The sequence below is a fragment of the Bradyrhizobium sp. 25ACV genome (assembly GCF_054863005.1).
On record NZ_JAVAYO010000005.1, the window covers coordinates 126,282 to 140,239 of the forward strand.

The 13,958-nt window shown below is 64.3% G+C and carries 13 protein-coding genes; 4 read left to right on the top strand and 9 right to left on the bottom strand.

Going from position 1 to position 13,958, the window contains the following annotated elements; translation table 11 throughout:
• Positions 1-47: 47 nt before the first annotated feature.
• The 7 genes from RAD04_RS13365 to RAD04_RS13395 form a co-directional block, all read right to left on the bottom strand.
• Positions 48-1,805, bottom strand: coding sequence for an alkaline phosphatase (locus RAD04_RS13365; protein WP_461624158.1), 1,758 nt, complete (start codon positions 1,803-1,805; stop codon positions 48-50).
• A gap of 104 nt (positions 1,806-1,909) precedes the next feature.
• Complete coding sequence (gene argG / locus RAD04_RS13370) at positions 1,910-3,247, bottom strand: argininosuccinate synthase (RefSeq protein WP_091965052.1); 1,338 nt, start codon at positions 3,245-3,247, stop codon at positions 1,910-1,912.
• Positions 3,248-3,340: 93 nt separating this feature from the next.
• Entirely contained in the window at positions 3,341-4,117 is a 777-nt protein-coding gene (locus RAD04_RS13375) for a phosphatase PAP2 family protein (RefSeq protein WP_461624159.1), read from the bottom strand.
• Between the two features lie 95 nt (positions 4,118-4,212).
• Positions 4,213-4,707 carry a hypothetical protein gene (locus tag RAD04_RS13380; protein ID WP_461624160.1) on the bottom strand — a complete coding sequence of 165 codons (495 nt, stop codon included), beginning with the start codon at positions 4,705-4,707 and terminating at the stop codon, positions 4,213-4,215.
• Between the two features lie 151 nt (positions 4,708-4,858).
• Positions 4,859-6,064, bottom strand: coding sequence for a dual-specificity RNA methyltransferase RlmN (gene rlmN, locus RAD04_RS13385; RefSeq protein WP_271594462.1), 1,206 nt, complete (start codon positions 6,062-6,064; stop codon positions 4,859-4,861).
• A gap of 191 nt (positions 6,065-6,255) precedes the next feature.
• The gene (locus RAD04_RS13390) at positions 6,256-6,903 is read right to left on the bottom strand and encodes an invasion associated locus B family protein (RefSeq protein ID WP_461624161.1); all 648 of its coding nucleotides are present in this window, start codon (positions 6,901-6,903) and stop codon (positions 6,256-6,258) included.
• A 117-nt stretch (positions 6,904-7,020) separates the two neighbouring features.
• Positions 7,021-7,860, bottom strand: coding sequence for an SDR family oxidoreductase (locus RAD04_RS13395; protein ID WP_461624162.1), 840 nt, complete (start codon positions 7,858-7,860; stop codon positions 7,021-7,023).
• Positions 7,861-8,077: 217 nt separating this feature from the next.
• On the opposite strand from RAD04_RS13395, the gene RAD04_RS13400 reads away from it, so the two are divergent.
• The 3 genes from RAD04_RS13400 (at position 8,078) to RAD04_RS13410 (ending at position 11,398) form a co-directional block, all read left to right on the top strand.
• Positions 8,078-9,052, top strand: a complete 975-nt coding sequence (locus RAD04_RS13400) for an NADPH:quinone oxidoreductase family protein (RefSeq protein WP_461624163.1) — start codon at positions 8,078-8,080, stop codon at positions 9,050-9,052.
• Between the two features lie 315 nt (positions 9,053-9,367).
• Entirely contained in the window at positions 9,368-10,216 is an 849-nt protein-coding gene (locus RAD04_RS13405; protein ID WP_461624164.1) for a hypothetical protein, read from the top strand.
• An 18-nt stretch (positions 10,217-10,234) separates the two neighbouring features.
• Positions 10,235-11,398: a TAXI family TRAP transporter solute-binding subunit gene (locus RAD04_RS13410; RefSeq protein ID WP_461624165.1), complete on the top strand. Its 1,164-nt coding sequence runs from the start codon at positions 10,235-10,237 to the stop codon at positions 11,396-11,398.
• A 171-nt stretch (positions 11,399-11,569) separates the two neighbouring features.
• On the opposite strand, the gene RAD04_RS13415 is transcribed toward RAD04_RS13410, so the two are convergent.
• Together RAD04_RS13415 and RAD04_RS13420 are read right to left on the bottom strand one after the other, a co-directional pair.
• On the bottom strand, positions 11,570-11,953 hold the full coding sequence (locus RAD04_RS13415) for a YkvA family protein (protein WP_461624166.1): 384 nt from the start codon (positions 11,951-11,953) through the stop codon (positions 11,570-11,572).
• Between the two features lie 99 nt (positions 11,954-12,052).
• Positions 12,053-12,349, bottom strand: coding sequence for a 4a-hydroxytetrahydrobiopterin dehydratase (locus tag RAD04_RS13420; protein WP_461624167.1), 297 nt, complete (start codon positions 12,347-12,349; stop codon positions 12,053-12,055).
• A gap of 148 nt (positions 12,350-12,497) precedes the next feature.
• Here RAD04_RS13420 and RAD04_RS13425 point away from each other — a divergent pair, with 148 nt between their 5' ends.
• Positions 12,498-13,943: a TAXI family TRAP transporter solute-binding subunit gene (locus RAD04_RS13425; protein WP_461624168.1), complete on the top strand. Its 1,446-nt coding sequence runs from the start codon at positions 12,498-12,500 to the stop codon at positions 13,941-13,943.
• Positions 13,944-13,958: the final 15 nt, after the last annotated feature.

Sequence of the window (13,958 nt, forward strand, 5' to 3'; positions counted from 1 at the left end):
AATGGCCGGGAGCAATCCCGGCCATTTTTGTTTGGACAGCATCGCCGCTACTGCCGAGCGGCCAGCCCCAACGCGTCGACCATGACGCGAAAGACTTCGGTATTGTCCATCGAGCCGCGCACATGATCGCTGCCCGGCCCCGTCGCCGTGAGGATGACATCCTCACCCGAATGCACACTGGCGCCGATCATCGCCGGCAGATTGCCCGGGCGCAGCACGACGCCCGGAACATCCTTGTATCTGTCGTTGGCCTTGAACGTCCCGTTCTCCGCACCCTTCACGGTCGGCTCGTTGGGATTGTCGAGCTTCGGGCGGAACGTCTCGTAATGGTCCGGCAGGCTGGCCGAGAAGATGGCAAGCCGCCGGCTCACGTCGATGCGGGCCGGATAACCCTCCGCATCCGGCGCCGGATAATTCGGAAACCCGGCCTGGTCGTAGACGCCGACGCGCTCGCGCAGCGACACGTTGGGCGCGGTGCCCATGTCGTCATTCACCGTGCCGACGAGACTGTTAGGATGATTGTGGTCCGCCAACACCAGGATGAGGGTGTCCTCGCCACGCGCACGCGCCCATTCACGGGTCTGGCGCACCGCGTTGTCGAGCATGATCGTGTCGAAGACGGCGCGCTCCATGTCGAGCAAATGCGCGTATTTGTCGATCATTCCGGACTCGACCATCAGGAAGAAACCGGCCTCGTTCTTCGCCAGGATGTTCAGCGCTGCCTGCACCTGCTCGGTCAGGTCAGGCTGCTCGGGAAACTTCTTCACGCCGCCACCTTTGAGGAATTTGCGGTCAAGCGCGCCGTCCATGTTGCCGGTGGCGAACAGGCCGAGCAACTTGCTGGTCTCCGGCTTTGCGGCAGAAGCACTGAGCTGGCTCGCGGTCGTCGCCACCTGATAGCCTGCGTCACGAAACTTCGCGATGTAGTCGGTCTCGTCCTTGCGCTTGGAGCCTGCGGCAGATTTCGGCAGGAAATTCGCGCTGCCGCCGCCCATCAGCACATCCGGCTTGGCCGCGAACAACTGCTCGACGATCTCGTCATAGGCCGCGCGCCGGCGCGTGTGCGCGACCATCGCCGCCGGCGTCGCGTCTTCGATCTCGGTATTGGTGACGATGCCGATCGCCATGCCGAGCCGCCTCCTGGCGAGGCTCGTGATGGTCTCGACCCGGGGATCGTCGAACGGGCTCGCGGTGCGGTCCGCATAGACGCCGAGAGCGTTGACGGCACTCTTGTGCCCGGTCGCATAGGCGCTGGCCGAGTTCGCGGAGTCCGTGATGATCGAGTCCGAGCCCGCGGTCGCCACCAGTGCCATATGAGGCATGTCGTCGATGGCGAGCTTGCCGCGGCTCTTGGCCTCCGTAATCCCCTTGGACAGGATTCGGGCCGCGACCCGATGCGCCGGCGACATGCCGTCGCCGATGAACAGGATGACGTTCTTCGCCTTGCGCGGACCCGTGTCGTAGACCGTCCATGTGACGCTGCGCTGGTGCGTGCCGTCGCTCACATCCACGGCAACGCTGCCCGGCGTGGTCAGCGTGACGTCGCGCAGGATCAGCGCCGACTGCTCCTTGCCGTCCTCGCGCTCAATGAAGGTCGCCGAACGGCCGAACGCGGTCGCATAATCCGCGCCGTTCACCGTGACCTTCAAGCTGGCGGGATCGACCGGCCCGGGGAATTCCACCTTGAAGTCGAATTGGGCCCCGGCCAGGATCTCGGCACGATCGATCGGATAGATCGTCTGTGCCGACAGTGACGTTGTCCAAAACAAGACGATGAGAGAGGCGAGGGCCGATCCCTTGACCATGTTCGATGCTCCGCGATGCCCATTCAGGGGGAAGCGGGGAGCCTAACGGCCGAGGATGACACCGTCATTATGTCGCGCATCGCCCGATCGGGCGGCAAAAGGCCTCAACCCTTGTCGCTCTCGAGCCGGAAGATCTGCGAGCCTTCGCTGCCCGACAAAAGGCCGGTGTCGCTGTAGAGCTTCAGCTTGGTCCGGGTGTCGGCGATGTCGAGGTTGCGCATGGTCAGCTGGCCGATGCGGTCGGCCGGCGAGAACGCGGCATCCTCGACCTTCTCCATGCTGAGCCTTTCAGGCGCATAGGTGAGGTTCGGGCTCTCGGTGTTGAGGATCGAATAATCGTTGCCGCGGCGCAGCTCCAGCGTCACCTCGCCGGTGACGGCGCGCGCGACCCATCGCTGCGCGGTCTCGCGCAGCATCAGGGCCTGCGAGTCGAACCAGCGGCCCTGATAGAGCAGACGACCCAGGCGCATGCCGCTGATGCGGTACTGCTCGATGGTGTCCTCGTTGTGGATGCCGGTGACGAGGCGCTCATAGGCGATGTGCAGCAGCGCCATGCCCGGCGCTTCATAGATGCCGCGGCTCTTGGCCTCGATGATGCGGTTCTCGATCTGGTCGCTCATGCCGAGGCCGTGGCGGCCGCCGATGACGTTGGCTTCCAGGAACAGCGCGACGGGATCGGCGAAGGTCTGGCCGTTGAGCGCGACTGGCTGGCCTTCCTCGAAACGAACCACGACTTTCTCGGCCTTGACGGCGCAGTCGTCGCGCCAGAACGGCACGCCCATGATCGGGTTGACGATCTTGATGCCGCTGTCGAGGCTCTCGAGGTCCTTGGCTTCGTGCGTGGCGCCGAGCAGATTGCTGTCGGTCGAATACGCCTTCTCGGCGCTCATCTTGTAGGCAAAGCCCTGCGCGGTCATGAACGCCGACATCTCGGCGCGGCCGCCGAGTTCGTCGATGAACTGCTGGTCGAGCCAGGGCTTGTAGATCTTCAGGCCGGGATTGGTGAGCAGGCCGTAACGATAGAAGCGCTCGATGTCGTTGCCCTTGAAGGTCGAGCCGTCGCCCCAGATGTTGACGCCGTCTTCCTTCATCGCCGCGACCAGCATCGTGCCGGTGACGGCGCGGCCGAGCGGGGTGGTATTGAAATAGGTGATGCCGCCGGTCGAGATATGGAAGGCGCCCGACTGGATCGCGGCGATACCTTCATGGACCAGCTGCGTGCGGCAATCGACGAGCCGGGCCTTCTCGGCACCGAACTCCATCGCCTTGCGCGGGATCTCGTTGTAGTCGGCCTCGTCGGGCTGGCCGAGATTGGCGGTGTAGGCGTAGCAGCGCGCGCCCTTCTGCTTCATCCAGAGCAGCGCCGCAGAGGTGTCGAGGCCGCCCGAAAAAGCGATGCCGACTTTCTCACCCTTGGGCAGGCTCTTCAGGATCGTGGTCATGGCGCTTCCAATCGGGTCTCAAGGGGCTGATGTCATGGACGGGTTGACCGCGCGAATATCAAATTTCGCGGGGCTCGGCACCCATTTAATGGCTCAAACCGAGGGTTCGGGACCGGTCTTGCCGCCGAACAGGCGCCGGCGGAGCCGGTAGGCGGGCATGTTCAGCCGGGTCAGGGCGGCATCGACCGCCTCGTCCGAGAACCGGGTCCGTGGCCAGCGGTAGATCAGCGCGTAGGCAAACCAGATCACGACAAAACTGACGAGGCCGGCGATCGCCACATCGGTGAAGAAATGTCCGCCAAAGGCCATGCGCAGCCCGCTGGTGACGGCGCCGAACACCACCGCGCCGGCATAAGCGAGCGGGCGCCATGCCGGCGGCGCCAGCGCGGCCGGCGCCAGCGTCCAGAACGCGGTCGCGCCCTCGCCCGAGAAGAACGAGCAGTTGCGCACGCAATCGCCGCGCGGATCCCACCACGCCACGAACTGCTGGTCGCCGGCGAACTGCGTCACCACCACCGGGCGCGGGCGGCCCCAATAGGTCTTGAAGGTGAGGTTGGTGAGGATGCCGGCCGACATGATGATCGTGACCAGCAGAAATACGATCGCGCGTCCCGACACCATCAAGGGACGGTCGGGCCGGATCATCTTGACCACGAGCGCCACGAGCGAGGGCAGCACGAAGGCCCAGGCGACCCACATCGCGGCGTCACGCGCAAAGCCCGCCCAGTCGTTCAGCTTGAGCGGAAAGGTTTTGGTTTGGGGGTCGAAGAACAGCGACGCGAGCTTGAGATCGAGCTCGGGATAGAGGCCGAAAACAACGCCGATCACGAGCCACAGCGCCAGGGCGATGAAGAGTCCAGTCCGGTTCATGGCGCGCGGTTTAGCGGAGTGGAGAGGGGATGGAAACCCTTGCCAGAGTCATTCCGGGGCGGCTCGCAGAGCCAGACCCGGAATGACGATGCAACCTACCGCGCGTCCGGCCTCGAATTCGATGGCAACGGCGGCGGCGGTTTCCGCGCCGGTGGCGGGATGCGCCAGGCGCCGGCATTGCGGCCGGCGATCAGCCAATAGACGATGCCGGCGACGATGCCGGCGCCGGTCATGATCTCCAGATGGCGCCGTACGATGCCTTCGAACTGAAACGTGTCGGAGTGAAAGGGAACGAGGCCGAGATAGCAGGCAAGCCCGACGAGGCCGCCGCCAACGGCATAAGCGAGCGCGCTGCGGATGTAGAGGGCTTCGGTGATCGCAACGATCACTGCCGCCGGCACCAGCGCAAAGCCGGAGATGAAGATGAAGCCGAAGCCGAGCAGGATGTCGATCGCGCCTTGATCGACGGGGCCGGCGCCGAGATCGGCGAACTCCGGAAACAGCAGCGCGACGACCACGATCATGCCGCCGACGAAGCAGGCGGCGAGGAAGCCGATGAAGATGACGATGAGGCGGCCGATCAGGGACATGGGATCAGCAGGTTGCCGATCAACGGCATCGCGACGCTCACGACCGTCATGGCCGGGCTTGACCCGGGCATCCACGACTTTCGTGCTCGCCGCTCGACGTGGATGGCCGGGTCAAGCCCGGCCATGACGAGCATTGGGGACGTTGCCATCCTCAATCCGTCATCGCCATGGCGCGCAGCGCCTGGCGTTCCCTGGCGCTGAGCTTCTCGGTCTCCGACTTGAGCTGGCCGCAGGCGGCGAGGATGTCGCGGCCGCGCGGCGTGCGCACCGGCGAGGAATAGCCGGCGTTAAAGATGTACTCGGAGAATTTTTCGATCTGGTCCCAGTCCGAACATTCATAGGCCGTGCCGGGCCAGGGATTGAACGGGATCAGATTGATCTTGGCGTGAATGCCCTTGAGCAGCTTCACCAGCAATTTTGCATCGTCGAGCGAATCGTTGACGCCCTTGAGCATCACATATTCGAAGGTGATGCGGCGCGCGTTCGAGGCGCCGGGATAGTCGCGACAGGCCTGCAGCAGCTCCTTGATCGGATATTTGCGGTTGAGCGGCACCAGCTCGTTGCGCAGCTCGTCGCGCACCGCGTGCAGGGAGATCGCGAGCATGACGCCGATCTCCTCGCCGGCGCGCACGATGTTCGGCACCACGCCCGAGGTCGACAGCGTGATGCGGCGGCGGGAGATGCCGATGCCTTCATTGTCGCCGACGATCAAGAGAGCGTCGCGCACCGCGTCGAAATTGTAGAGCGGCTCGCCCATCCCCATCATCACGATGTTGGTGACGCGGCGCGTGCCGTCCTCGCGATCGGCCCAATCGTTCAATCGATCCCGCGCCACCATGATCTGTCCGACGATCTCGCCGGCGGTGAGATTGCGCACCAGGCGCTGCGTGCCGGTGTGGCAGAAGGAGCAATTCAGCGTGCAGCCGACCTGCGAGGAGACGCAGAGAGTGCCGCGATCGGTCTCGGGAATGTAGACGCACTCGACTTCATGGGCGCGCTCGACATTGTCGCCGCTCGGCAGACGCAGCAGCCATTTGCGGGTGCCGTCGTTGGAGATCTGCTCGGCCACGACTTCGGGCCGGTCGACCGTAAAATGCTGTGCGAGCTCGGCGCGAATGCCCTTCGAGATCGAAGTCATATCGTCGAAACTCTGGGCGCCGCGGAAATAGAGCCAGTGCCAGAGCTGCTGCACGCGCATCTTGCGCTGCGCCGGCGCGACGCCGATCTCGCCGAGGCGATCGGCAAGCTCGGTACGCGACAGACCGATCAGCGAGGGCCTCGCCGGCGGCACATAGGTCTCGAGTGGCGTCTTCTCCACCAGTATTGCGTTATGCGGCTCGGTCGTCGTCGGTTGCATTGAATGGACCTGACTAGGTGGTCGTTCCGGGGCGGCGCGAAGCGTCGAACCCGGAACCTCGAGATTCCGGGTCTGGTCGTTCGGACCATCCCGGAAAGACGGAAAAACTTGGAACCGGCCCTATATAGCAACCGGAACAGCCGATTGCGACCGTGGCTGTCGCTTAGCCTTAAAGGACTAAGCCGAGAGGCTTACCGCCGGCAATCCTGGGCGATCTTGTCCAGCGCCTGGGCGAGGCCTTTCAGCGAGAACGTGTCGGTCGTCTCGGTGCCCTTGGCCGAGACACCCTTGACGACCAGCTCGGCGGATTTGCGCATGGCTTCGACCATCCGCTCCTCCTCGGCCGCGTTCTTGATCCAGAGGCCGTCGCCCTGCGTATACATGGCGAAGGCGGCGCCGCCGACCTCGACCGACGATTCCGAGCCCGGCTTCAGCGCGTAGCCGATCATGACCGAGACTTCGTTGTTCACCTTCTCGGCCGGACGGGTCGAGACGAAGGCATAAGCGGGATCGCGCGGCCGATTCGGCGGATTGGTCTTCGACGACGAGGGTTTTGCCAGCGCGAAGCAGACCTTCTTGCCGTTGGGCGTGGCCGAATAAGCGCCCCAGGTGCCGAACTGGCCGATCAGGGTCGGCTCCGCGCCCCCCGCAACCGCCGCGGGCGGGGCCGCAGGCTTGCTCTCGGGCTTTGCCGCACTCTTCGCAGCCGCATTGGCCGGCGGAGCCGCCGACTTCGGTGCGGCCTTCGGCGCCGGTTGCGCCGTCTGCGCCCGCGCAAGATCAGCGATCCCGCACGTCATCATGCCGATCATCAAAGCTAAAGATAGCACCCGCCACATGCTGGAGTGGTTCCCTCAATATTGTGACTGGAAGATGGCCCGGCCGCGCTTTGTCCCCCGGCAGGGATAGCCGGGAAAGTCCAATTTGGGAAGGCAGTTAGCGGTATCAGCGGCGCCCTAAGCTTTGGATCGCGCGGCGCGCTGGTCGGCCCATTGCGTCTCGGTCCAACGCAATAAATCCTCGGCGCCGGAACTGCGCAGATGCGCGCCACCGTCGATCACCACCATCTCGCAGTTGATGTAGCCGGCGCGGTCCGAGACCAGGAAGCTGGCGAGATCGGCAAGCTCGCTGTGCTCTCCGGTCCGGCCAAGCGGATTGCGCGCGGTCCAGCCTTCGTCACGGCCTTCGGGGCGGAGCTGCCCCGACGCGCCCGCGGTCGGGAACGGACCCGGGGCGATGGCGACGGTGCGGATGCCCTTCGGCCCCCATTCCACCGCGAGACTTCTGGTCATCGCCAGCAGCGCCGATTTCGCCATCGCCGCGGGCACGGTGAAGGCGCGGCCAGTGATGGTCGAGGTCGAGAGGATCGAGAGCACGACGCCGCCATGCTTGTCCTCGATCCAGCGCCTGCCGGAGGCGAGCGTGCAATACATCGCGCCATGCAGCGTCGGAGCCAGGATCGCATCGGCTGCTCGGAACGATAGATGCTCGCTCTGTGCAATGAACGTCGCAGCGGCGTTGTTGACGAGAATGTCGAGCGGCGCCTCGCGCCAGATCTGCTCCATCATGCCGTCGACGGCGGCGCCTTCGCGGATGTCGCAGGCGATGGTGGTGACCTTGCCACCTGTCTCTTCGCGCATCTCGTTCGCGGTTGCGTCCAGCCGGTCGGGCTTGCGGCCGCAGATCACGAGCTCGGCACCGAGCGCGAGGAAACGGCGCCCCATCGCCGCGCCAAGGCCGGAGCCACCGCCGGTGACGAGGATGCGCTTGCCCCTGAGCAGGCCTGTTTCAAACATCGTTTGAATCCTCCCTTTTCTTCTTGCTCCGTCATTGCGAGCGCAGCGAAGCAATCCGGAATCCGTCCGGCGGAAATAGTCTGGATTGCTCGCTGCGCTCGCATGACGAGGATAGGCCGAACGTAGCGTCCAGCAAAGAATCCGGATTGTCGGGTCGAGGTAAATCCGGCAGAAACGGCCAAACTATAATTCCACTCGAAACGCCCAAGGTGCCGCCATGAAAGCCATCCTCTGCTCGCAATATTGCCAGCCTGACGATCTCGTGCTGGCTGAGGTGCCGGATCCGGTGGCCGGTCCCGGCGAAGCGGTGATCGCGATCAAGGCCGCGGCGCTGAACTTCTTCGACATCCTGATGATTCAGGGCAAGTACCAGATCAAGCCGCCATTCCCGTTCTCGCCGGCCGCGGAAGTCGCGGGCGTGATCGAGAGCGTCGGCGCCGGCGTGACCGATCTGAAAGTCGGCGATCGCGTCGTCGCTTCCTGCGGCCACAACGGCGCGCGCGAGAAGATCGCGCTGCCCGCGGCGTCGATCGTCAAGATCCCCGACAATCTCGACTACGACCGCGCGGCCGGCATCATCATCATCTACGGGACGGCGCTGCACGCGCTGGAAGATCGCGCCAGCCCGAAGCCAGGCGAGACGCTTGCGGTGTTAGGCGCGGCCGGCGGCACCGGCCTTGCCGCCTGCGAGCTCGGCAAGCTGATGGGATTGAAGGTGATCGCCTGCGCCTCGTCGGACGAGAAGCTCGAATTCGCGAAAGCGCATGGCGCCGAGCTGACGCTGAACTACGCCAAGGAAGATCTGAAGGAAGGCTTGCGAAAACTCACGGGCGGCAAGGGCGTCGATATCATCTTCGATCCGGTTGGTGGTGCCTATGCCGAGCAGGCGCTGCGCTCGATCGCGTGGGAAGGCCGCTTCCTCGTGATCGGTTTCGCCGCCGGCGACATTCCGAAGATGCCGCTGAACCTCGCGCTCTTGAAGGGCTGCGACATCCGCGGCGTGTTCTGGGGCGCCTGGACCCGGCAGAATCCGGAGAAGAACCGCGCCAATCTCGAGAAGCTCGTGAAGTGGACCGCGGAAGGAAAGATCTCATCGCATGTCGACCGCACCTTCCCGCTGGCGCAGACAGCGGATGCACTGAAGGTGCTCGCGGGACGTCAGGCCATGGGCAAGGTGATCCTGCATCCGTGAGGATGTAGGCATCGCCACATACACAATCGTCACCGCTCGAATCGCCGGCGTTGCTGAAGCAGCGCCGGCTTTTTCGTGCGCCGCCGCCAGGTAAAGTGTAGCCAACCATTCCCGCCAAAATTGCGGTGCATTCCCCTGCTTTGCCGCAATCAAACCCAAATCTCTCCCGATTCGCACAAATCGTCGTCGTTTTTTGGGCTGATTCAGACGGCGATTTACCGGCTCCAGTTTGCGGGGTACTTCTGGACAATAATAATAATAAAAAGACTGAAGCCGGGAATGCCCCTGCGTTGCGTAGTAATGGGGAGCATCACCATGGAGACGACGGCGTACCGCCCGTCGAAGGAGTCGAGTGCGCTCGACTTCAATCGAGCCGCATCACATCCGCCGACCGCGTCCTTTGTCCGTGCGCGCGCCGCACGGGCCGATCTTTCGCAGGACGATCCGATTCCGCTGTTCCTGTCCGATCCGCTCGGCGCGCCGGACCCAAGCGAATATACACCGGTAGAGGTGCGTTCCAGAATTGTGCCGCGTGTTCTCGCGGCCGTTCTGGCAGCGTCCACCCTGGCAATTCTGGCCGTCCTGTATCAATCCGACTTTCGCGGCTTCATGACCGCCAATGCCGGTAGCTGGGTGGGGCTCGCGCCGGACATGGCCATGGCGTCGGCCAATGCGCCGGCGACACCGCAGACCCCGCTCAAGGATCCGGCCCACGTGTCCGACACGACGCTGGCGAGCGCCGACTTACGGGACCTCCCTGCACCGCTGGCGCCAAGCCGCGAGGCGATAGCGACCGCCTATCAGGTTGCGCTGCAAGCGCAAGGACCGGTGCAAGCACCGGAGCCCGTCGCGGCACAGCCTGCACCGCCTGAGCCGGTCAGGACGCTCGACGCCGACACGCTGGCGGGGTTGATGACGCGCGCGAAGAGCCTGTTGAGGATCGGTGACATCGCCGCAGCGCGGCTGCTGCTCGAACGCGCGGCCAATGCGCAAGATGCAACGGCCGCGCTTCTGCTGGCGCAGACCTATGATCCCACGGTGCTCGGCACCAGCGATGCGCGAAGTGTCATTGCCGACGCATCCGCCGCTCGTGACTGGTACCAGCGGGCTGCATCACTCGGATCGGCGGAAGCGCGCCAGCACCTCGTCCGGTTTCAGAACTAGAACTCTTCAGAGGACATCATGCGTAACGCTTTTGGAATGGCACTTGCAGCCATCATGACGATCTATGCCTCCACCGCCAGCGGCGCCGAGCAGACCGAATATGATCCGGCCAAGGTCTCGGACGGCCTGAAGGCCATCTTCCAGTTCGGCTCGACCTCGACCAAGCAGGCGCTGAACGCCAACACGGTCACGCTGATCACCGGCACGATCGGCGGCACCTATGTGCAGTTCGGCGCCGACCTCGCCTCGGTGCTCGACGACGGCAACAAGATCCGCGTGCTGCCGATCGTCGGCCGCGGCTCGGTGCAGAGCGTTGCCGACATCCTGTTCCTGCAAGGCGTCGATCTCGGCATCGTGCGGGCCGACACGCTCGACTATCTCGAGCGCAAGGGTTTTGCCAAGGACATCAAGAAGCAGTTCACCTATGTGACAAAGCTGTACAACGAAGAGATGCAGGTGATCGCGCCGAAATCGATCGCGACATTGAAAGACCTCGAAGGCAAGAAGGTCAGCGTCGACCTGCCCAATGGCGGCACCTTCGTCACCGCGCTCACGGTGTTCGAGCGGCTCGGGATCAAGGCGAACTTCGTCTATGTCGAGCAGCGCATCGCGATGGAGAAATTGAAGGCCGGCGAGATCGACGCCGTCATCGTGGTCGGCGGCAAGCCGTACAAATCGGTCTCGACCTTCAACAATGACGGCCGCTTCCATCTTGCCAAGGTCGACTATGCAAAGCCGCTCCAGAGCGACTATCTGCCGGCGACGCTGACGACCAAGGACTATCCGAACCTGATCAAGGAAGGCGAGAGCGTGGACACCATCGCGGTGCCGGCGGTGCTCGCGGCCTATAGTTGGGCGCCAAATACCGAACGCTATCGCAAGCTCGCGCTGTTCGTGGACGCTTTCTTCACGAAATTCCCGGCGCTCCAGAATGCGCCTTTCCATCCCAAATGGAAGGAGGTCTCGCTCGCGGCGCCCCTGTCGGGTTGGAACAGATTGCCGGTGGCGCAGCAATGGCTCGACAAGCACGGCGTCGAGCCGGTGACGCGGCAACGATTCGAGGCGTTCCTGAAGCAGAGTCCCACGGCCGCAAACGTCTCCGACGTGGACAGGGAAAAGCTGTTCAAGCAATTCCAGGCATGGGACGCGGAGAAGGCGCGGGCGGAGGCGGGGAAGAAGTAGCGAGTTTCATCCCACATTCGCTGTCATCGCCCGCCTGGTGCGCACTTGCGCGCTGGGGCGGGCGATCCAGTACCTCAGAGGCAGTCGCGATTGAACCGAGGAGCCGCGGCGTACTGGATTCCCCGCCTTCGCGGGGGAATGACAGCCATGGTTACGGCTTGCCTCTAAAATCTACTGCTCCGCTTCCGCTTCCTGCACCCCGCGCTTCAGCACAGCGCGCGCGGCTTCGCGATGCTCATTCGTGATGTGGCCGGAAACCATGCGGATGGCGGTGGCGAGCACCGCGGCGTCGTCGGCGAAGCCGAGGACCGGCATCACGTCGGCGACGAAATCGAACGGCAGGATGAAATAGGCGATCGCACCGAGCAGCGCGGCCTGGACGTGGCGCGGGGTTTGCCGGTCGAACGCGCAGTAATAAGCAGCAAGCAGGTCTTCCGCGAACGGCAGCTGCGCGGCGACACGCTTCAGCTTGCGCCAGAAGCGGCGGCGCACGCTCTCGCGATCTTCCGCGAGCCGGTCGGCCGGCTCGAAACCGACGCTGTGTTCGGCAGCCATCTTCGACAAACTCCCCGTTCGGCCCCGGGCGGCGGATCGCCGATCCCGGCTGATCACAAGATGGGGATGTGGCCGATCCCTGCAAGACGTCGGCCGGTCTCAGCCTGCGATCGCGTTCATCGTCTTGGCCAGCGCGACGTCGAGCGCCGTGACGCCGCCGGCGTCGTGGGTCGACAGCACCACCTCCACCGTCTTGTAGACGTTGCGCCATTCGGGGTGGTGATCCATCTTCTCGGCGGCCAGCGCAGCGCGGGTCATGAAGCCGAACGCCTCGTTGAAATCCTTGAAGATAAAGGTTTTGCCGATGGCATCCCGGCCCTGAACCTCGCTCCAACCGGGTAGTCCGCCCAGCGCCTCTTTGCGCGCCTCCGCCGAAAGCCGATCTGCCATGGTCATGTCTCCGTCCTTCAGGGGAACTTTACCCTAACACCTCGCTGACGCCCGGGTTCATACGGGGATTTCCGCCATCCGCTAACCATGACGGAGATGTAACCCCGCCGCACAAGAAATTTGCTACAATTGCGGGCGTAAATCGCCGGCCAAGATGAAACTGAGCCTGAAGCGCCTGTTTGGGAGATCGATGACCGGGGGATTGGACCTGGCCGAAACGCCCTCTCCGCCTTCGCCGCGATCCGCGGCGCGGAAGACCGCGCTCGTGTCTCTTGCGCTCGTGCTTGCCATCATCGGCGCGCTCGTCGGCGGCTACTACTTCGCCATGCGGCCCGTGACGTTGAAGATCGCGGTCGGTCCCGCCAACAGCGACGACGTCAAGGTCGTGCAGGCGCTGACGCAGGCCTTCACGCAGAGCAAGGGCCAGGTGCGGCTGCGGCCGATCCAGACCGACGGCGCCACCGCCAGCGCCAATGCGCTTGCGGAAGGCAAGGTCGATCTCGCCATCGTGCGCGGCGACCTCGACGTGCCCAAGAACGCGCAAGCGGTCGCGACCCTGCGCAAGAACGTCGTGGTGCTGTGGTCCGTACCGGGCAAAGGCAAGAAGCGGGGCGCGAAGATCACCAAGATCTCGCAGCTCGCCGGCCATCGTGTCGGCGTGGTCGGCCGCACCCAGGCCAACGTCAATCTGCTCAAGGTGATCCTCCAGCAATACAACGTCGATCCCGCCAAGGTCGAGATCGTGCAATTCCCGGCCAACGAGGTCGCCGAGGCGATCAAGGCCCAGAAGGCCGACGTCTATCTCGCCGCCGGCCCGGTCAACAGCAAGATCACGGCGGATGCGATCGCCGCCTCCACCAAGGATTTCGGCGCGCCCAGCTTCCTCGCGATCGAGTCCGCGGATGCGATCGCGCAGAACCACCCGGTCTACGAAGCGTCCGAGATTCCCGCCGGCACCTATGGCGGCTCGCCCGCCCGCCCGGATGACGAGGTCAAGACCATCAGCTTCTCGCACCACGTGGTGGCGCGCAAAGGCGTGTCCGAAACCACCATCGCTGCGTTCACGCGCCAGCTCTTCGCCGTGCGCCAGCAACTGGTGACGGAATTCCCGCTGGCGGCGAAGATCGAGACGCCCGACACCGACAAGGATGCGGTGATCCCGGTACATCCGGGCGCTGCCGCCTTCGTCGACGGCGAGGAAAAGACCTTCCTCGACAAATACAGCGATTACATCTGGTGGAGCCTGATGGCGTTGTCCGCCATGGGCTCGATCGGCGCCTGGTTCGCCGGCTATCTGAAGAAGGACGAGCGCGACAACAACAACCATCAGCGCGAACGGCTGCTCGACATGATCGCCGCCGCACGCAGATGCGAGACGACCGAAGAGCTCGACCAGATGCAGACCGAGGCTGACGAGATCCTGCGCGACACGCTGCGCTGCTTCGATCACGGCGCGATCGAGGAAGCCGCGCTCACCGCCTTCAACATCGCGCTGGATCAGTTCCACGCCGCCGTCGCCGACCGCAAGGCGGTGCAATACAGCCTGCCGCAGAACCTGCAGCGCGCCGGCGCCCAGTTCAGGGCCGCCGGCAACGCGTGACGCCTGCGAACGTTA